The following is a 19179-nucleotide window of genomic DNA, read 5'->3' on the forward strand; positions in this document are numbered from 1 at the left end:
GTCAAACTCCTTCGTTGAACAGCGAGCCGAGCGCCGCGAGGCTCGGAGCGAAAGCGGCAGATTCGCGAAAACCTTGCTGCAGGAACGCTTCAATGCGCGGATACAGTGCGATCGCGCGGTCGAGTAGCGCATCGCGTCCGCTCGAATACGCGCCGACGTTGATCAGGTCGCGGTTGCGCTGGTAGCGCGACAGCATCTGCTTGAACATACGTGTCTTTTCCAGATGCTTGTCGTCGATCAGCGCGGTCATTGCCCGGCTGATCGACGCTTCGATGTCGATGGCCGGATAGTGGCCGGCTTCGGCAAGCGAGCGCGACAGCACGATATGGCCGTCCAGAATCGCGCGCGCCGAATCGGCGATCGGGTCCTGCTGGTCGTCGCCTTCGGTCAGCACCGTGTAGAACGCGGTGATCGAACCGCCGCCTGCTGGCCCATTGCCGGTGCGCTCGACCAGCGCCGGCAGCTTGGCGAACACCGACGGCGGGTAGCCCTTGGTGGCCGGCGGCTCGCCGACGGCCAGCGCGATCTCGCGCTGCGCCATCGCGTAGCGGGTCAGCGAGTCCATCAGCAGCAGCACGTGCTTGCCCTGATCGCGGAAATATTCGGCGAGCGACGTCGCGTAGGCGGCGCCCTGCATCCGCAGCAGCGGCGACACGTCGGCCGGCGCGGCCACCACCACCGAGCGCGCAAGGCCGTCCTTGCCGAGAATCTGTTCGATGAATTCCTTCACTTCGCGGCCGCGTTCGCCGATCAGGCCGATCACGATCACTTCGGCGCTGGTGTAGCGCGCCATCGTGCCGAGCAGCACCGATTTACCGACGCCGGAGCCTGCGAACAGGCCCATCCGCTGGCCGCGGCCGACCGTCAGCAGCGCATTGATCGCGCGTACGCCGACGTCGAGCACCTGGTGGATCGGTTCGCGGTGCAGCGGGTTGATGGTCGGCGCGGTGAGCGGCGCGTCGGTCACGGTTTCGAGCGGGCCGAGGTCGTCGAGCGGCTTGCCGGATGCATCGAGCACGCGGCCGAGCAACCCCCAGCCGACCGGCAGGCGCTTGGCGCCCGCCATCGGGTCTTCGATCGGCGCGGTTTCCAGCGGGTAGACGCGCGCGCCCGGCAGCAGGCCGTGCACTTCGGTGGTCGGCATCAGGAACAGCCGGTCGCCGGAGAAGCCGACCACTTCGGCTTCGGCCATCGCCAGCGTGCTGCCGAGCGGCAGCTCGATCATCACTTCGGAGCCGACCGACAGCCGCAGCCCGACTGCTTCGAGCACGAGGCCGGCGGCGCGCGTCAGCCGGCCGCAGGCGCGCAGCGGTTTGGCAATCGCATTGCGCGTGCGCAACGCGTCGAGGCGCTCTTGCCACGCCTGCAGATGCGGGTTGTTCGGGCCTGCTTCAGGCCGCGCTTGCGGTGCCTGGGTGCCGAACGACGCCAGCGCGAGTTCGCGCTCGAGCGGCGTGAGGTCGCTGGTGACGATCTCGTCGACGCGCGGCGTCACCATGTGCTCACCTTGCCGAGTGCGGCGGCTACGCGCTCCCAGCGCGAGCTGATGGAGGCGTCCACTTCGCCGGTCGCCGCATGCGCGCGGCAGCCGCCGCGCTCGATCGCCGGGTCGGTGCGCACGTTCCAGCCGCGCGTACGCAGTTCGTCCATCAGGTACGCCTCGACCACCGGCAGATCCGCCGGGCTGACGATCAGTTGCGGTGCGCCGGATAGCGCCGGCTCCGCTGCGATCACTTCGCGCGCGGCGGCGAGCAGCGCAGTCGGATCGTGCTGCACGTGCTGACGCACCACCTGCTGCGCGATGTCGAGCGCCAGCGCGATGAGGACTTCGGACACTTCGTTTTGCGCGGCGCCAAGCGCGCCGGTGAAGGTGTCGGCAATCGCGGTCACGCGTGCCGCTTCCTTGTGTGCTTCGGCGCGGCCCTGTTCGAGGCCTTTTGCGTGGCCCTGCTCATAACCGGCCTGATAGCCGAGCGCCTGGCCGGCCACATGGCCGGTCGCCACGCCTTCCGCGTGCGCGGCGTCGCGCAGCAACTGCAGCTCGGCTTCGAAGTCGTGTTCGTCGACCGGTTCGGGCGGCGGCACCGGATCGAACGATGCCATCTCCCAACGTTGATAGGCCGACACGCCTTCGCGTGCGGGATCGCGTTCAGACATAGGCGTCTTCCGCCTTGCCGCCGATCACGATCTGGCCGCTTTCGGCCAGATTGCGCACGATCTGCAAGATACGTCGCTGCTGCGTCTCGACTTCCGACACGCGCACCGGACCGCGCGCATCGAGGTCTTCGGCGAGCAGTTCGGCGGCCCGCTGCGACATATTGGACAGGAACTTCTGGCGCAGCGCCGGCTGCGCACCCTTCAGCGAGATGATCAGCGCTTCCGATTCGACTTCCTTCAGCAGCAGCTGGATCGCGCGGTCTTCGAGATCGAGCAGGTTCTCGAACACGAACATCTGGTCGACGATCTTCTGCGCGAGCTCCGAGTCGTACTGGCGCACGCTTTCGAGCACCGATTCTTCCTGGTTGCTCGGCATGAAGTTGAGGATTTCCGCCGCGGTGCGGATACCGCCCATCGGGCTGCGCTTCAGGTTGTCGCTGCCAGACAGGAGGCCGGTCAGTACGTCGTCGAGTTCGCGCAGCGCGGCCGGCTGGATGCCGTCGAGCGTCGCGATCCGCAGCAGCACGTCGTTGCGCAGCCGCTCGGTGAAGCACGCGGCGATTTCCGAAGCCTGATCGCGGTCGAGGTGGACCAGGATGGTCGCGATGATCTGCGGGTGTTCGTTCTTGATCAGCTCGGCGACGGCCGCCGAATCCATCCACTTCAGGCCTTCGATACCGCTGGTATCGCTGCCTTGCAGGATCCGGTCGATGATCGCGCCGGCCTTGTCTTCGCCGAGCGCCTTGTTCAGCACCGAGCGGATGTAGTCGCTCGAATCGAGCGACAGCGCGGTGTGCTGTTCGGCTTCGCGCGCGAATTCCTGCAGCACGTCGTCGACCTGTTCGCGCGTCACGTTGCGCAGCGCGGCCATCGCGACGCCGATCTTCTGCACCTCGCGCGGGCCGAGGAATTTGAATACCTGCGCCGCTTCTTCCTCGCCGATCGACATCAGCAACAGCGCGCTCTTGGTTATGCCTTCAGCGTTCATCGGACACCCAATTCTTGACGACGGTGGCTACGATCTTCGGATCCTGGCGCGCGATCTGACGCGCGTATTCGAGGTTCTTTTCGAAGCGGTGCTTTTCGTTTTCGAACGAGACGAGCGCCGAATCTGCCGCGTCTTCGCCCTTTTCGGAGGCCGGGATGCCGTCGAGCAGCATCGGCTCGTCGGCCGCCGACACGCCTGGCAGCGCGGCGGCGGCGGTTTCGACCGGCGGCGGGAAGGCGCGGCGCAGGGCCGGCTTCACCATCACGAAGTACAGGAACAGCGCGACGGCGGCGATGCCGAGGTACGTGCCGAGCTGCTTGTAGAGCGCGATCATGTCCGGCGTGCGCCACCACGGCAGGTTCGCGTTCGGGTCGACCGGCACCGAGAACTGGCTGTTCACCACGTTCACCGAGTCGCCGCGCTTCGCGTCGAAGCCCATTGCGTCCTTCACCAGTTGCTCGACCTGCGCCAGCTTGTCGGCCGGCAGCGCCTGCATCGTCATGTGACCCTTGCCGTCGGCGAGCGGCATGTAGTTGACCACCACCGCGACCGACAGCCGGCGGACATTGCCCGCGCCTTGCTGGAAGTGGCGTACGGTCTTGTCGAGCTCGTAGTTGGTGGTCGAATCCTTGTGATCGCTGACCGGCGTCGACGCGGCCGCGCCGCTGGCGCCGTTCGGTGCGTCGATCGGCGCCTGGGTGGACTGCGGCGGCTGGTTCGACAGTGCGCCCGGCACGCCCGAAGCGCCCGGCTGCTGCAGTTCGACGGCGGTGCTCGACTGCTGGCTGCGAATCGCGGCCTGGGCCGGCGTGCCGTTCGGCGCGTAGGTTTCGGCGGTCTGTTCGGTCTTCGAGAAATCGACGTCGGCGCTGACCTGCGAGTGCGCATTGCCGGCGCCGAACAGCGGCGCGAGGATCTGGTCGATGCGCTGCTGCGTGTCGTGTTCGACCTGCTTCACGTATTTGAGCTGGCTCGCATCGAGCCCGGCGCCGGCGTTGGCCTGGGTCAGCAGGTTGCCGTCCTGGTCGACGATCGTCACGCTGCGCGCGGACAACTGCGGCACGGCGGAGGCGACCATGTGCGTGATCGCGATCACCTGGCTCTCGTCGAGCATGCGGCCCGGGAACAGATTGACCATCACCGCGGCCGACGGCGTTTCCGCGTCGCGCACGAACACCGACTGCTTCGGAATGGCCAGATGCACGCGGGCGGACTGCACGGTGGAGATCGCTTCGATCGTGCGTTCGAGTTCGCCTTCCAGCGCGCGCTGATAGTTCACCTGCTCGGCGAACTGGCTGATGCCGAATTTCTGGTTGTCGAGCAGTTCGAAGCCGACCGAGCCGCTCTTGGGCAGACCCTGCTGCGCGAGGCGCAGCCGCATTTCATGCACCTGATCGGCCGGCACCATGATCGCGCCGCCGCCTTCGGACAGCTTGTACGGAATGTTCGCCTGCTGCAGCGCGGCCACGATTGCACCGCCGTCGCGATCCGAAAGGTTGCTGTAAAGCACCTTGTAGTCCGGCGCCCGCGACCACAGCACGAGCCCAACCACCACCGCGATCAGCACTGCCAGCGCGACGATCAGCGGCGCGCGCGGGTTGCCGCGCATCTGGGTAATCGAAGAAGGGAACGACGACAGCCGCTGCGCGAAGTTGTTGTTATTGCCACCGAGGCCACCGAGGCCGCCCATGCCGCCACCGAGGCCGCCGAGGTCAGCCTGGCCGGCGCCTGCGGCGCCCGCAGTGGCGGGCTGCGCGGCGAGACCGACGTTGCGGCTGTCGGGGTTGATCAAAGAGTTAGCTGTCGAATCCATGCTTCGGGGATCTCCGGGGATGCCTGGGCTCGATCCGCGGGGGCCGCGCCGAAAAATGCGGGGGCGCGCGGACAGAGACTTTCACGTTGGGCATTTTCCACTCCGGGGTGCAACGCGATTGGCCGAATAGAGCCGGGTTTCCCCTCTACTTTCACGACTGTCGGACGCGGGCCGCCGTTTATGCTTCCCGTCAATCCGGCATAGCAGTCGAATTCCGTTCATGCGCCGCCGGTACTTATCCGTGGAGAAACCATGACTGTCGTCAATCCGCTCACTTCCGCGCTGCAGCAGCTCCAGTCGATGGCGACGGAAGCCGCCGGCGATCCCGCCGGCCCGGGCATGGCCGCCGGTACGCAGGAGTCCGGCAGCTTCGGCGCCGCGCTGAAGGCGTCGCTCGACAAGGTCAGCAACGATCAGATCGCAGCGGACAACGAAGGCAAGGCGTTCGAAATCGGCGCGCCGAATGTATCGTTGAACGACGTGATGATCGACGGGCAGAAAGCCGGTATCGGCTTCCAGTTCGCGCTGCAGGTGCGCAACAAGCTGGTGAGCGCCTACAACGACATCATGCAGATGCAGGTCTGAGCCGCGCCGACCGGCGCGTGCCTCTCATCGGCCCCGTAGCATCGGGCTATCCGCTCTGGCAGGGTCGCCAGACTGCACCCTAAAGCTTTGCCCGGGCCGTCCGATAACCAGGACACAGCCTTCGCGACGCTGCACTGTGCGGCGACGGGGCCGGCTTTTGTTCCAACCGCAATACGCATCACACAGGAGGAGCGCCGATGTTTTCCCCAGGACACGCTGGAGCCAACGCCTATGCGCGTGTAGGTGTCGAGACAGGGGTTATGGGCGCGAGTCCGCACCGCTTGATCGCCATGCTGTTCGAAGGTGCGCGCAAGGCGATTGCGCAGGCGCGCATGCATGTGCAGATGGGCAACGTGCCGCAGCGCGGCGAGACGATCGGCAAGGCGATCTCGATCATCGAGAGCGGTTTGCAGTTGTCGCTCGATCGCAGTGCGGGCGGCGACGTTGCCGACCGGCTGCACGCGCTGTATGGCTACATGACGCGGCGCCTGCTGGAAGCGAATGTGAAGAGCAGCGAAGCGATGCTGATTGAAGTAGACGGTTTGCTGGCAACGATCGAGGAAGCATGGCGGGGTATTGGACCCGAGGTGGCGCGGATGGCGGCACAGACATCCGCGGAAACAAGCAGATGACTCGCAACCAGGCTTATTTTGCGCGTTACGAGGCGATTGCGGCGATTTCGTGCCGGATGCTCGGCGCGGCGCGCGACGCATTGTGGAGCGAGCTGGCGCACATGCAGGACGAATACCGCGATCTGGTCGACGGTCTGAAGGATGCCGAAGTAGGCGTGCAACTCGACGACGGCGAGCGCGGCCGCAAGTACGAACTGATTCGCGAGATTCTCGCCAACGACGCCGAGATTCGCGATCTCGCGAATCCGCGTCTGGCCAAGCTGTCCGCGTTGTTCGCGGGCCGCCAGACCAAGGTTTTGAAAGAGATCTACGGGGCGCGGTGAGACAGGCTAGCCGCCGGCGCACGGATGCCGGCGGCGGTTTGCCTTTCCTGTTCAGGCTCCGGCCCGGTTCCGGCGTAACCGGCGAAATCCCCCGCTTTCACAGGCTGCCAGCTGCGACAGACGACAGGAAGAATGCATGACGAACATCGACACGGCTGTTGCTGCGCTGCTCGGAAGCCGCGTCGACAGCCTTTTGTCGATCGGTTCGCGCAGCAACGCGACGACGGCGCAGACCGGCACGTCCGCGTTGACCGTCGATACACCGGGTGCGTCCAGCACCACGGTGTCGTTACTCAGTAACCAGCCGCAAGCCTCCGCTCAAACCGTTCTTTCCGCGATTGCGCTGACCCTCGACGCGATCATGCGCTCGGGCGGCGATGCGACGCCTTCGATGGTTGGCCAATGGCCGATCTGGCCGGTGGTGCCGGCGCTCGATGCGGGCGGCGCGCAGGCGGGTACGCCTCTTTCGGCCGATGGCGCGGATGGCGGCAATCAGTCCGCCGGTGCGGCTGCAGGCGGCGGTCCTTCGACGTCGACGGGCGCGGCGACTCCGGCGCAGGCCAATGGCGCGCAAGGCGCAGCGGGCGTGACGCCCGCCGCGGTCACCGTACCGGTCGATGCGCTTGCTGCCGCACTGCGCCAGACCGTCTCCGAAAGCGGACTGTTCTACGAATCTCACCTTGCCGAATGGCTGAGCGGGCAGCGCCCGCCCGCGTCGCTCGCCGACGAGCCACAGAACCGGCTGGTAGCCGAATCGACGCAATTGCCGCTCAACTGGGCCATCGACGACGGGGCCGACGAAGGGCTCGCGTCGTGGTGGCGCGGCGGCACGCCGACGCAAGCGGGCGGCGCGGCGCAGCAGAATGAAGCGGCTGCGCATCAGGGGGCAGCGAACGCGGCGCCGCTGTCGCGCTTTGCCGCGGCGGTGCAGGAATTCGCTGGAGAAGCCTTCGGTGGTGGCGCGCAGGGACAAACCGCGCGCGACGGCCTGGACGGCAACAACGCGGGCAACAGCCAGGCGAACACCGCCCAGGCGCAGGTACAGAACTCGACGCAGTCGATGGCTGCCTCGGTGCATCCGGCGACCGTCACGCTGGTGCGGCAGCAACTCGATCTGCTGGCCACCGGCCAGTTCCGCTGGAGCGGCGAGGCGTGGCCCGGCGCGCGGCTCGACTGGACCGTCGAAGAAGGCGTCGACCGCTGGTCGCGCGGCGGCAGTCCGGGCGACGACGAAGCGGCGACGCAGCCGTGGCGCACGCGCCTGACGCTGTCGCTGCCGCTGCTCGGTACGGTCGACGCGGAACTGACGCTGGTCGGCTCGCAACTGGCCGCACGCGTGCAGGCGAGCGCGGCGGGCGCGGCACGGCTCGCGTCGCAAGGTGAATACTTCAAGCAGCGGCTGGCGGCGGTGGGCATTGCACTCAACGTGCTGTCGATTCGCGAGATCGCCGGCGGCTCGCCGCTCGATGGCGCGACGGCCGCGCACGCTGCGCATGTCTATGCGCGTTCGGCTGCCGCGGCGAATGCCGCCAGCGACGGCGATGCGCGCCGCCATGGCGGACGCTCGGCGGATCTGTTCGACGGAGACGTGCTGCTGTGAGCCGTTCGCGCCGCAAGAGTGCCGCAGCGCTCTCCTACGATGAGCAACAGCCCGGCGCCCCACGCGTGGTGGCGAAGGGCTACGGGCTGGTCGCCGAGATGATCGTGCAGCGCGCCAAGGAAGCCGGCCTGTATGTGCACGAGGCGCCGGAGATGGTGTCGCTGCTGATGCAGGTCGATCTGGATTCGCATATTCCGCCGCAGCTTTATCAGGCGGTGGCGGAATTGCTGGCGTGGCTGCATCGGCTCGAAAGCGGCGCGGCGGATGTGCCGGTGACCAAGGCCGCGTACGATCCGGCGGCTGGCGTACAGGCGCCGCCGCGCGCGCAGCCCGAAACCGATGCAGCGGCGGCGCGTCTGCCGCGCGGCGATATTCCGGCGACCCGCTGGCTCAAGTAAGTCGCCCAGCGCTGTTGCTTTGCGTTACCGCGGGTGCGCACTCAAATCCGCAACATCAAACGCAGCAGCGCATCCACCCGTTTGCCGTACGGCGGCGTAATCAGGCCGCGCGCATTGAAGCGCGCCTGAGTGAACACCGGCTTCATCTGCGAGAACGTGACGAAGCCGTCGTGGCCGTGATACGCGCCCATGCCGCTCGCACCGACGCCGCCGAACGGCAGGTTCTCGCAGGCCAGATGCAGCAGCGTTTCATTGACCGCCATGCCGCCCGCAATCGTTTCGCGCGTGACGCGTTCGACGGTGGCCGGGTTGTCGTCGTACAGATAAAGCGACAGCGGTCTCGGCCGCGCGTTGATCCACGCGATCGCCTCGTCGAGCGTGTCGTACGGCACGAGCGGCAACAGCGGGCCGAAGATTTCCTCCTGCATCACTGTGGTGTGCGCAGGTGCGTTCGTCACCGCAAGCGGTGCGAACTGGCGCGTCAGCGGATCGGCCGGCGCATCGGTGAGCGGATGCAATTGCGCGCCGGCGGCCTGCGCTTCGTCCGCAAGATGCTGCAGCCGCTCGAAGTGGCGCGCCGAAATGATCGACGTGAAGTCGCGATTGCGCGCGAAGTCCGGATACAGCCTTGCGATGCAGGCCCGCGCGCGCTCGATAAACGCCGCCTCCTTGCCGCGCGGCACCAGCACGTAGTCGGGCGCGACGCAGGTTTGCCCCGCGTTGAGCGTCTTGCCCAGCATGATGCTTTCCACTGCATACCCGAAGCGCGCATCGGGCCCGATGATGACCGGCGACTTGCCGCCCAGTTCGAGCGTGACCGGCGTCAGATTATTGGCGGCGGCGCGCATCACGTCGTAGCCGATTTTCGTCGACCCGGTGAACAGCAGATGGTCGAACGGCAGCGCGCTGAAGGCGGCTGCCAGTCCGGCGTCACCGTTGACCACGGCCACGTGGTCGCGCGCGAAGGTCTGCGCGATCAACTGTTCGAATAGCGCCGCCGTGCGCGGTGTCAGCTCCGACATCTTGAGCATCGCGCGATTGCCTGCGGCGAGTGCGCTGATCAACGGCCCCACTGCCAGCAGCACAGGGTAGTTCCACGGCGCGATGATGCCCACCACGCCAAGCGGCTGCGGCACGACCCTCGCGTGCGCCGGCAGCAGCCATTTGTTCACAGTGCGGCGCTGCGGTTTCATCCAGCGCTTGCCGTGCCGCAACGCGGCGTCGATTTCATGTTTCGCGAGCATGAACTCCGCGAGCAGCACTTCTTCTTTCGAGCGGTTGCCGAAGTCGGCGTGCATCGCGGCGGCCAGCGCGTCGCGGTGTTCGAGCAGCATGCGGCGCAGTGCTTTCAGATGCGCGGCGCGTGTTTCCCACAATGGATACGGTTCGCGCAGCCATGCCGATTTCTGGTCGCGCAGCAGCGTATCGAGTTCGAGTGCGGTCGTGCCGGGCAGATCGTTTTTCATCGCCGTTCCCCTGGTTTTGTTGTGGCCGTCAGCTGCCCGCCGCAAGCGCGTGGCGCGGCTGATGGCGGCGGCTGTGCCGGGTCAGCCTGCAAATGCGCGCTCGACCAGTGCCGCGTGGTCGAAGGTGGCGGGTAGCGTGCCGTATACGCGGCCGTGGTCGCCGGAACCGTCGGCGAGCCGCGTCGCAATGAACGCATCGGCGACCAGCGCCGGCGCATGTTGCACCAGCAGCACCGCTTGCGCGATCAGCACGAGTTGCTGCGCGATGCGGCGCGCGGACGCTTCGCGTTGTTCCGCTGGAGCCCCGAGCAGCGCCAGCAGCCTGTCGAGCGCCGCGGTGAGCGGCGCATGGCCTTGCGCCACCGCGCGCCATGCGCCGAGCAGCGCCTGCGCGGCTTCCGGTTCGCGTTCGAGCGCGCGCAGCACGTCCAGGCACATCACGTTGCCGGAGCCTTCCCAGATCGAATTGACCGGCGCCTCGCGATAGAAGCGCGCCATCGGGCCTTCTTCGACGTAGCCGTTGCCGCCCCACACTTCCATCGCTTCGCCGGTGAATTCGAGGGCGCGCTTGCAGATCCAGTATTTCGCCGCGGGGGTGATGAGCCGTCGCCACGCGCGTTCTTCCGCTGCGCCGGCGGTGTCTTCGAACGCGCGCGCGACGCGCAGGGTCAGCACCGTGGCGGCTTCCGATTCGAGCGCGAGGTCGGCCAGCACGTTGCGCATCAGCGGCTGCTCCGCGAGCAGGCGGCCGAATGCGCTGCGATGCCGCGCATGGTGGATCGCCTGCACCAGCGCCGCGCGCATCAGGCCGGCGCTGCCGAGCGCGCAATCGAGCCGCGTGTAGTTCGCCATTTCGATGATGGTCGGCACGCCACGGCCTTCGTCGCCGATCATCACGCCGTAGGCGTCGAAGAATTCCACTTCGCTGCTCGCGTTCGAACGGTTGCCGAGCTTGTTTTTCAGACGCTGCACGCGCACCGCGTTCTTGCCGCCGTCCGGCGTGAAGCGCGGCACGAAGAAACACGACACGCCTTCGACGTCATCGGTGCGTGCGAGCACCAGATGCGCGTCGCACTGCGGCGCGGAGAAGAACCACTTGTGGCCGAGCAAGCGGTACTCGCCGCCGCGGCCTGCGCTGTTGCCATTGGCGGCGACCGCGCGCGTGCGGTTGCTGCGCACGTCCGAGCCGCCTTGCTTTTCGGTCATGCCCATGCCGATCATCGCCGATTGCTTGTCGGCGAGAGGCACGTCGCGCGGATCGTGCGTGCGGGCGTAAAGCTTGTCGCGCAACGTGGCGAACAACGCGGGCTCGCGCTGCAGCACCGGAATACTGGCGAAGGTCATTGTCACTGGACACAGCGCGCCCGATTCGAGTTGCGCATGCAGCAGATAAGCCGCGCACCGTGCGACCATCGCGCCCGGCTGAGGATCGGAAAACGGCAATGCCTGCAGGCCGGCGCCGCGCAGTTGCGCGATCAGCGTATGCCACGCGGGATGAAACTCCAGCGCGTCGATACGCTCGCCGCGCGGGTTGTGTGTGAACAGTTCGGGGCTATGGCGGTTGGCCAGATCGGCGAGCGCCAGCACGTCGGGTTCGGTGAGCGCCGCGCCGTCGCGCTGCAGCGCCGCGCGGTGCCAGCCGGCGCCTTCGCGCTCGAGCGCGGCGACCAGCGCCGGATCGCTCGAAAACAGGTTGTAGCCGGTAAGCAGCGGCACCTGGTTGCTCACCTCGTGCGTGACGCCGGGGGCGAAACTTTCCATTTGCTGTCTCCGTCTGCGGACGTGTGCCGGAAGGGGTACGGCTTCGCTTGCATCGCTGCGGCTGTACCACTCCGTTTGTACCGCCTGCCGTTTGAGCGCGGGGCGCCGATGCGATGCGGTACGGCGTGGCGCGAAACGCGCTGTTTGAATGGTGCGCGCGCCATGCCGGCGGCCCGCGCGGCGCCATTCATCATAGGGGCGCTGCAGCGGTTCCGTTTAGAGGTTTCGCTCTTGCGCGGGCCTGTATGCGCGGGCGCTGCGTCCCTACAATGCGCAAAAAAACGCCGTGCCCCAGTATGCACGACACACGGGCCGCGAAGCGCGGCGCGCGCGTTACAGGAGGAGCAGGGTGCAATACGACTACGTGATCGTCGGGGCGGGTTCGGGTGGCGCGGCGCTGGCCGGGCGCCTCGCGCAATCGTGCCCGGATGCGACCATCGCGCTGCTCGAGGCCGGGCCGCATACCGAAGGCAATCTGCTGGTCAACATGCCGCTCGGCGTGGCGGCGGCCGTGCCTTTCAAACTCGCCACCAACTACGGCTATGAAACCGCGCCGCAACCTGCGCTGGCCGGACGGCGCGGCTACCAGCCGCGCGGCCGCGGTTTCGGCGGTTCGAGTGCGATCAACGCGATGGTGTACACGCGCGGTCATCCGCTCGACTACGACGAATGGGCGCAGCTCGGCTGCAGCGGATGGAGCTGGGCCGACGTGCTGCCGTATTTCCGCCGTGCCGAAGGCAACGAGCGCGGCGCGGATGCGCTGCATGGCGCGGATGGGCCGCTCGCGGTGGCCGATCTGCGGTTTCGCAATCCGTTTTCGCAACGCTTCGTGCGTGCGGCGATTGAAGCGGGTTTTGCGCCGAATAGCGACTTCAATGGGCCTCGGCAGGAGGGCGTCGGTTTCTATCAGGTCACGCAGCGCGAAGGCCGGCGTTGCAGTGTGGCGCAGGCCTACCTGTATGGCAGTGCGCGGCCGAACCTGCATCTGCTCGCCGATCTGACGGTGCTGCGGGTGGTGTTCGCGGGCAAGCGCGCGACCGGCGTTGAAGTAGTGCGCAACGGGCGCGTCGACACCATCGAAGCGCGCGCGGAGGTCGTGCTGGCCGCCGGCGCGTTCAACTCGCCGCAACTGCTGATGTGTTCGGGCATCGGCCCGGCGGCGCATCTGCGCGAACATGGCGTGCCGGTGTTGCATGACGCGCCGCAAGTGGGCAGCAATCTGATCGACCACATCGATTTCACGATCAACAAGCGCGTGCGCTCGACGCAACTCAACGGTTATTCGCTGCGCGGCTTCGCGAAGATGGTGCCGCAGTTGTTCGCATTCATGCGGCATGGGCGCGGCATGATGACGAGCAATGTCGCGGAAGCCGGCGCGTTCCTGCGCAGCCGGCCGACGCTCGCGCGGCCCGATCTGCAGATGCACTTTTGCACCGCAATGGTCGACGATCACAACCGCCGCTTGCATTGGGGGCATGGCTATTCGCTGCATGTGTGCGTGCTGCGGCCGCATAGCCGCGGTTCGGTGACGCTCGCGAGCAAAGACGCGCGTGTGGCGCCGGTGATCGACCCTCGCTATCTGAGCGATGCGCGCGATCTCGACCTGCTGGTCGAGGGGGCGCATCTCGCGCGGCGCATTCTCGATGCGCCGTCGCTGGCGCTGTGCGGCGGGCGCGAACTCTACACGCGGGCGGGCCACAGCGATGCCGAATTGCGCGCGGCGATCGCTGCGCACGCGGACACGATTTATCACCCGGTGGGCACGTGCCGGATGGGGGGCGATACGGGCTCGGTAGTCGATCCGCTGCTGCGCGTGCGTGGCGTGGAAGGGTTGCGGGTGGTCGACGCTTCGGTGATGCCGACGTTGATCGGCGGCAATACCAATGCGCCAACGGTGATGATCGCCGAGCGCGCGGCGGAATTCATCGCGGCGGCGTCGCGCTACCGCCCATCACAATGCCAAGCGCCGGCGCATTCATGAAATCGTCGCCGCTCTGCCCACGCAGCGATTCGCGCGCCACGTCGAGCCACGCGCGTGCCGCATGCGACAGGTAGCCGTTGCGCCGCCAACCCACCGCGATCTCCCACAGAATCTCCGGTTCCACCACTGGCCGGCAGGTGAACTGCGTGCTGTCGAGATGCCGGCAATACGGCGCCGGCAGTAGCGCAATGCCGACGCCCGCCAGCACCAGCGCCACCATGAAATCCCAATGCTCGCTGCGGCTGACGATGGTCGGCGCGAAGCCGGCGTTGCTGCACGCGTTCAGCACGATGTCGTTGAGCGCGAGGCTTTTGCCATAAAACACGAACGGCTCCTGCGCGAGATCCGCGAGCGTTACCTGCTGCACGGGGTCCCAGCGCGAGCCGGCGCGCGCTACCAGCCACAGGCGCTGGCGGGTCATCGGCAAGGTGTCGATGGTGTCCGGATCGACCGGCAGCAGCACGCCGCCGAGCTCCATTTCGCCATCGAGCAGCGCGGTTTCCACCGCGCGCGAACCCTGTTCGATCAGCTTCAGCTCGACCTTCGGATAACGCTGCCGGAAGCCTGCGATGGCCGGCGTGAACAGCGCACCACCCATCGGCGGAATGCCGATCGTCAGCTGGCCGCGGCCTAGCGTGCTGAGGTCGTCCAGTTCCGCCTGCAGCTGCGCGTGCGCCGCCAGCACGTCCAGGCCGCGCTGATAAACGATGCGGCCGGCATCGGTGAGCACCATCTGGCGGCCATCGCGCAGCAGCAGCGGCGAGCCGATCTCGTCCTCGAGCGATTTGACCATCTTGCTGATGGTCGGCTGCGTGACGAACAACTGCTCGGCGGCCGCGGTGAAACTCCGCTGCCGGACAACTTCGACGAAGTAACGAAGGGCGCGCAGTTCCATGACAGCTCCGGGATTCCAATCTGGAATGATTTTAATGGTTTTAAGTCATTATATTTATATTGGGGGAAACCCTATACTCGGCTCCACTGCATGTCACCAGGAGCCACAACGATGAACCTTACCGCTAGAAAGCTTGCCTTGAGTGCACGTTCGGGCGCGCTGCAGCCGGTTGCTCGCGGGCTTCGCATCGTCGCGCAATGCGCGGTGCTGGCAGGCGTGTGGTTTGTCGCCGATTTCGCGGTGCGCAGCATTGGGCTGCCGGTGCCGGGTGGGGTGGTCGGGCTGGGCCTGCTGCTGGTGCTGTTGTTGTGCGGCGGCGTGGCGCCGCGCTTTGTGAAGGCGGGCGCGGACTGGCTGCTGTCGGAACTGCTGCTGTTTTTCATTCCCGCCGCGGTGGCTGCGGTCCAGTACGGCGGGCTGTTTCGCGAAGACGGCTGGCGGCTCGCGCTGGTCGTCGCGGGCGGCACGCTGATGGTGATGGTGGCGGTGGCGTTTGCAGTCGAGCAGGCGTCGCGTCTCGAACGGCATCTCGCGCTGCGCCGCGTGCCGGTTGAACTGCATCCGGCCCAGCTCGCTGAGCGGCGTGCGGCGGCGCGACCGCGGGTGTTCTGATGAGCGGCTTCTATGCGTCGCTGTTCGCCGATGACGCGTCGCGGTTGATCGCGGCAGGCTGCTTCGTGCTGACCGTCACGCTGTACTTCGCGTCGAAGGCGCTGTATGCGCGCGTCAAGACGCCGTGGTTCACACCGCTGGTCGCGGTGCCGATCGTGTTGGTGCTGGTGGTCGCGTTCGCGCATATTCCGTATCCGGTCTACTTTCGGGACACGCGCTGGCTGATGTGGCTGCTCGGGCCGGCGACGGTTGCGTTCGCGGTGCCGATCTATGAATACCGCGAGCTGATCGCGCGGCACTGGCTGTCGTTGATGGTTGGCGTGACGGTGGGCATTGTGGTCGCCGTCGGTGGTTCGCTGGTGCTGGCGAAGTTGCTGCATCTTTCGCCGGACCTGCAGCGCAGCCTGATGACGCGCTCCATTTCGACGCCGTTCGCGTTGGCCGTCAGCGACAAGATTCACGCGCCGAAGGACCTCACCGCGTTGTTCGTGATCGCCACGGGCGTGTGCGGCATGTTGTTCGGCGAGCTGGTGCTGGCGGTGTTGCCGCTGCGTTCGCGCCTCGCGCGCGGCGCGCTGTTCGGCGCGGCGGCGCATGGCGTGGGCACCGCAAAGGCGCGCGAACTGGGCAGCGAGGAGGGCGTGGTGTCCAGCCTGACGATGATGATTGCCGGCGTCGTGATGGTGCTGATCGCGCCGATGCTCGATTTGCTGCCGATTTGACGTCGCGGCGGCGCGCGTTGCAAATCGCTGCGCGTCGCGGACGAATTGATGGCGTTGCGGGCGAATTGATGCGCGGGCCGATGCGCGACGTGCGACGCACGGCGCTAAGCAAGCTCGAGCTGCAACGCTGACGCGACTAGCCTCAACCGTTCGCGCACATTTTCAGGATGCGTTTGCGATCGTCCCGCCTATGATCAGCGGCTCGCTCTGCTCTCAGGCCCTGATCGAAACGCGATGCTTACCGTCACCGTCGTCATTCCCTGCTACAACGCGGCGCATACGCTGGCGCGCGCGCTCGACAGTTGCATTGCACAGCCCGAGGCCGCGCAGATTCTGGTGGCCGACGACGCTTCCACCGACGCGTCGTCCAATGTGGTCCGCCATTACGCGCAGCACGACGCTCGCATCGAATTGCTGCCGATGCCGTTGAACGGCGGCGCGGCCCGTGCGCGCAATTGGGCAGCGCAGCACGCCACGCAGCCGCTCGTCGCGTTCCTCGATGCCGACGACGAATATCTACCCGGCGCCCTTGCCGCAACGAGCACGTTTCTAGGCCAGCATCCGCGCCAGGCGTCGGTGCGGCTCGACGTCGAATTCGCGGATTTCCCGCCGCAGATCGCTGCGCATCCTTTGTTCGCTTCGCTTGGCGCGCAGTTGTCGAACACCGTGCCGAGCAGTCTCGTGATCCGCCGTGAGGCCTTCGCGGCGCTCGGCGGTTTTCCGCCCGATGAGTTTTTTCGACGCCATGGCGGCGAAGACGGTCCGCTGGCGCTCGCGCTGCGCAGCGCATTCGGCAATCCGCGTCTTGCCGATGCAAAGCGTGTGCGGATGCATTACCACCCGGGAATCCACGCGGAGCGTTACTTCCGTATTTCGATGGGTATGCAGGCGCTGCCGGCGCGGTTGTTCGAGCAAATGGCGGCGCTGTCGCAGCGATGCGCCGCGCGCGCGGTGGCCGGCGTTGCAGCGCTGCGTGCGTTCGACGCGCCGGCCGCCGCACCGAACGCACCGGACGCACCGAACGCACCGGACACATCGGCCGCACCGGGCACACCCAGCCCCCCACCCACACCGCGCACATAAACCCGTTCCCGCCGTGTAACCCCCCAGTTACACCCGCCGAAAATCCCCGGTGCCAAGCTTCAACGTGATTTGCTACAATCGGCGCTCGTCTTCGAGGAGCGTTGCGACGGGCCCGGCCCGCCAGGCTCGGAGATGGTCAATTGGTTGGCCCGAATGCGCTGTGTGCTTCCGGCTGCCCCATCGAACCGCGCTCACGTCATCTTCTATTTTTTACAAAGGAGGGCGTGATGAACGCCGCAGTTTACGATTCCAATAGCTCGAAAGATTTCGTCGTAGCGGACCTGTCGCTGGCCAGCTGGGGCCGCAAGGAACTCAACATCGCCGAGACCGAAATGCCCGGTCTCGTGCAGATCCGCGACGAATACAAGGTGCAGCAGCCGCTGAAAGGCGCGCGCATCGCAGGTTCGCTGCACATGACGATCCAGACCGGCGTGCTGATCGAAACGCTGAAGGCCCTCGGCGCCGACGTGCGCTGGGCGTCGTGCAACATCTTCTCGACGCAAGACCATGCAGCTGCCGCGATCGCCAATGGCGGCACGCCGGTGTTCGCATTCAAGGGCGAGTCGCTCGACGAATACTGGGAGTTCTCGCACCGCATTTTCGAATGGCCGAACGGCGAGTTCGCCAACATGATTCTCGACGACGGCGGCGACGCAACGCTGCTGCTGATCCTCGGTTCGAAGGCTGAAAAAGACCGCTCGGTCATCAGCAAGCCGACCAACGAAGAAGAAACCGCACTGTACAAGTCGATCGCGCAACATCTGGACGCCGATCCGACGTGGTACTCGACGCGTCTCGCGCACATCAAGGGCGTGACCGAAGAAACCACCACCGGCGTGCACCGTCTGTATCAGATGGAAAAGGAAGGGCGCCTGCCGTTCCCGGCGATCAACGTCAACGATTCGGTGACGAAGTCGAAGTTCGACAACCTGTACGGCTGCCGCGAATCGCTGGTGGACGGCATCAAGCGTGCGACCGACGTGATGATCGCCGGCAAGATCGCGGTGGTGGCCGGCTATGGCGACGTGGGCAAGGGCTGCGCGCAATCGCTGCGCGGTCTGGGCGCGACGGTGTGGGTCACCGAAATCGATCCGATCTGCGCACTGCAGGCAGCGATGGAAGGCTACCGCGTCGTGACGATGGAATACGCGGCCGACAAGGCCGACATCTTCGTGACGGCGACCGGCAACTATCACGTGATCGGCCACGACCACATGAAGGCGATGCGCCACAACGCGATCGTCTGCAACATCGGTCACTTCGATTCGGAAATCGACGTCGCATCGACGCGCCAGTACGAGTGGGAAAACATCAAGCCGCAAGTCGACCACATCATTTTCCCGGACGGCAAGCGCGTGATCCTGCTGGCTGAGGGGCGTCTCGTGAACCTCGGCTGCGCGACCGGCCACCCGTCGTTCGTGATGTCGAACTCGTTCACCAACCAGACGCTCGCGCAGATCGAACTGTTCACGCAGGGCGGCAAGTACGAGAACAAGGTGTACGTACTGCCGAAGCAGCTCGACGAGAAGGTGGCGCGTCTGCACCTTGCGCGCATTGGTGTGAACCTGACGGTGCTGTCGACCGAGCAGGCCGGCTACATCGGCGTCGACAAGAACGGCCCGTTCAAGCCGAATCACTACCGCTACTAAAGCGCGCCGCCGCGCGGCAGCGCGGCTCGCGCAGCGCACGGGGCGGCATGGCCGTCTCGTATCGCCTCGTGTCGCATACGCGGTGTACGCTGCTGTTGCGCTATTACGTCGAACCGGATTGCACGCCCAAAGGAGCCTCTCATGTCCCTGCTGTTGACCTGGCTGATCAACGCGCTCGCGCTGTTGATCATCACGTACCTCGTTCCGTCAATCCATATCCGCAGTTTCGGTACGGCGTTGATCGTCGCGGTGGTGCTCGGGCTCATCAACACGGTGTTGCGGCCGGTGCTGATTCTGCTGACGCTGCCCGTCACGATTCTCACGCTCGGGCTCTTCATTCTGGTGGTCAATGCGCTGTGCTTCTGGCTGTGCGCATCGCTGCTGAAAGGCTTCGAAGTGTCCGGTTTCTGGTCGGCGTTCTTCGGCTCGATTCTGTATAGCATCGTGTCGTGGCTGCTGTCCGCGCTTATTCTCGGCAATCGCACGTTCGGCTAGTGCAAGCGGCCGTCCGTCG

General features: G+C 66.2%; 18 protein-coding genes and 1 riboswitch. Of the genes, 11 read left to right on the forward strand and 7 right to left on the reverse strand.

The genetic code is table 11. The features are described 5' to 3' along the window. Nucleotide 1: 1 nt before the first annotated feature. Genes fliI through fliF form a run of 4 tightly spaced genes read right to left on the reverse strand, consistent with a single transcriptional unit; the run spans nucleotide 2 to nucleotide 4958 of the window. Nucleotides 2–1498, reverse strand: a complete 1497-nt coding sequence (fliI, locus tag ACYVNQ_RS01270; protein WP_460900320.1) for a flagellar protein export ATPase FliI — start codon at nucleotides 1496–1498, stop codon at nucleotides 2–4. After that, the gene (fliH, locus tag ACYVNQ_RS01275; protein WP_460900321.1) at nucleotides 1492–2157 is read right to left on the reverse strand and encodes a flagellar assembly protein FliH; all 666 of its coding nucleotides are present in this window, start codon (nucleotides 2155–2157) and stop codon (nucleotides 1492–1494) included. The genes fliI and fliH overlap by 7 nt, the downstream gene beginning before the upstream one ends. Continuing rightward, nucleotides 2150–3145, reverse strand: a complete 996-nt coding sequence (fliG, locus tag ACYVNQ_RS01280; protein ID WP_460900322.1) for a flagellar motor switch protein FliG — start codon at nucleotides 3143–3145, stop codon at nucleotides 2150–2152. Before fliG ends, fliH begins: the two co-directional genes overlap by 8 nt. Beyond that, nucleotides 3135–4958 carry a flagellar basal-body MS-ring/collar protein FliF gene (fliF, locus tag ACYVNQ_RS01285; RefSeq protein WP_460900323.1) on the reverse strand — a complete coding sequence of 608 codons (1824 nt, stop codon included), beginning with the start codon at nucleotides 4956–4958 and terminating at the stop codon, nucleotides 3135–3137. Before fliF ends, fliG begins: the two co-directional genes overlap by 11 nt. A gap of 252 nt (nucleotides 4959–5210) precedes the next feature. Here fliF and fliE point away from each other — a divergent pair, with 252 nt between their 5' ends. The 5 genes from fliE (at nucleotide 5211) to ACYVNQ_RS01310 (ending at nucleotide 8496) form a co-directional block, all read left to right on the forward strand. Continuing rightward, nucleotides 5211–5543: a flagellar hook-basal body complex protein FliE gene (gene fliE, locus ACYVNQ_RS01290; protein ID WP_460900324.1), complete on the forward strand. Its 333-nt coding sequence runs from the start codon at nucleotides 5211–5213 to the stop codon at nucleotides 5541–5543. Between the two features lie 197 nt (nucleotides 5544–5740). Continuing rightward, nucleotides 5741–6175, forward strand: coding sequence for a flagellar export chaperone FliS (fliS, locus tag ACYVNQ_RS01295; protein WP_460900325.1), 435 nt, complete (start codon nucleotides 5741–5743; stop codon nucleotides 6173–6175). After that, nucleotides 6172–6498, forward strand: a complete 327-nt coding sequence (locus ACYVNQ_RS01300) for a flagellar protein FliT (protein WP_460900326.1) — start codon at nucleotides 6172–6174, stop codon at nucleotides 6496–6498. The genes fliS and ACYVNQ_RS01300 overlap by 4 nt, the downstream gene beginning before the upstream one ends. Nucleotides 6499–6634: 136 nt before the next feature. Continuing rightward, the gene (gene fliK, locus ACYVNQ_RS01305; protein WP_460900327.1) at nucleotides 6635–8098 is read left to right on the forward strand and encodes a flagellar hook-length control protein FliK; all 1464 of its coding nucleotides are present in this window, start codon (nucleotides 6635–6637) and stop codon (nucleotides 8096–8098) included. Next, nucleotides 8095–8496, forward strand: a complete 402-nt coding sequence (locus ACYVNQ_RS01310) for an EscU/YscU/HrcU family type III secretion system export apparatus switch protein (RefSeq protein ID WP_460900328.1) — start codon at nucleotides 8095–8097, stop codon at nucleotides 8494–8496. The genes fliK and ACYVNQ_RS01310 overlap by 4 nt, the downstream gene beginning before the upstream one ends. 41 nt (nucleotides 8497–8537) lie before the next feature. Here ACYVNQ_RS01310 and ACYVNQ_RS01315 read toward each other — a convergent pair whose 3' ends face one another. Both ACYVNQ_RS01315 and ACYVNQ_RS01320 read right to left on the reverse strand, forming a co-directional pair. After that, a complete protein-coding gene (locus tag ACYVNQ_RS01315; RefSeq protein WP_460900329.1) occupies nucleotides 8538–9962 on the reverse strand; it encodes a coniferyl aldehyde dehydrogenase in 1425 nt (474 codons plus the stop codon). Nucleotides 9963–10043: 81 nt separating this feature from the next. Then, nucleotides 10044–11723 (reverse strand): isovaleryl-CoA dehydrogenase, encoded by a 1680-nt coding sequence (locus ACYVNQ_RS01320; protein ID WP_460900330.1) that lies wholly within the window; start codon nucleotides 11721–11723, stop codon nucleotides 10044–10046. Between the two features lie 349 nt (nucleotides 11724–12072). On the opposite strand from ACYVNQ_RS01320, the gene ACYVNQ_RS01325 reads away from it, so the two are divergent. After that, on the forward strand, nucleotides 12073–13704 hold the full coding sequence (locus ACYVNQ_RS01325) for a GMC family oxidoreductase (protein ID WP_460900332.1): 1632 nt from the start codon (nucleotides 12073–12075) through the stop codon (nucleotides 13702–13704). Here the strand turns inward: ACYVNQ_RS01325 and ACYVNQ_RS01330 are convergent. Further along, complete coding sequence (locus tag ACYVNQ_RS01330; protein WP_460900333.1) at nucleotides 13646–14599, reverse strand: LysR substrate-binding domain-containing protein; 954 nt, start codon at nucleotides 14597–14599, stop codon at nucleotides 13646–13648. The two genes, ACYVNQ_RS01325 and ACYVNQ_RS01330, sit on opposite strands and share 59 nt — an antisense overlap. Nucleotides 14600–14710: 111 nt before the next feature. On the opposite strand from ACYVNQ_RS01330, the gene ACYVNQ_RS01335 reads away from it, so the two are divergent. The 5 genes from ACYVNQ_RS01335 to ACYVNQ_RS01355 all read left to right on the forward strand — a co-directional run bounded on the left by ACYVNQ_RS01335 (nucleotide 14711) and on the right by ACYVNQ_RS01355 (nucleotide 19160). Then, nucleotides 14711–15211 (forward strand): CidA/LrgA family protein, encoded by a 501-nt coding sequence (locus ACYVNQ_RS01335; protein WP_460900334.1) that lies wholly within the window; start codon nucleotides 14711–14713, stop codon nucleotides 15209–15211. Next, entirely contained in the window at nucleotides 15211–15933 is a 723-nt protein-coding gene (locus ACYVNQ_RS01340; RefSeq protein WP_460900335.1) for an LrgB family protein, read from the forward strand. Before ACYVNQ_RS01335 ends, ACYVNQ_RS01340 begins: the two co-directional genes overlap by 1 nt. Before the next feature lie 234 nt (nucleotides 15934–16167). Beyond that, complete coding sequence (locus ACYVNQ_RS01345; RefSeq protein WP_460900336.1) at nucleotides 16168–17016, forward strand: glycosyltransferase family 2 protein; 849 nt, start codon at nucleotides 16168–16170, stop codon at nucleotides 17014–17016. A gap of 87 nt (nucleotides 17017–17103) precedes the next feature. Continuing rightward, nucleotides 17104–17216, forward strand: a riboswitch (S-adenosyl-L-homocysteine riboswitch). A gap of 27 nt (nucleotides 17217–17243) precedes the next feature. Beyond that, complete coding sequence (ahcY, locus tag ACYVNQ_RS01350; protein WP_460900337.1) at nucleotides 17244–18665, forward strand: adenosylhomocysteinase; 1422 nt, start codon at nucleotides 17244–17246, stop codon at nucleotides 18663–18665. A gap of 141 nt (nucleotides 18666–18806) precedes the next feature. Further along, nucleotides 18807–19160, forward strand: a complete 354-nt coding sequence (locus tag ACYVNQ_RS01355) for a phage holin family protein (protein ID WP_460900338.1) — start codon at nucleotides 18807–18809, stop codon at nucleotides 19158–19160. Nucleotides 19161–19179 lie beyond the last annotated feature (19 nt).

The organism is Paraburkholderia jirisanensis, assembly GCF_054782355.1.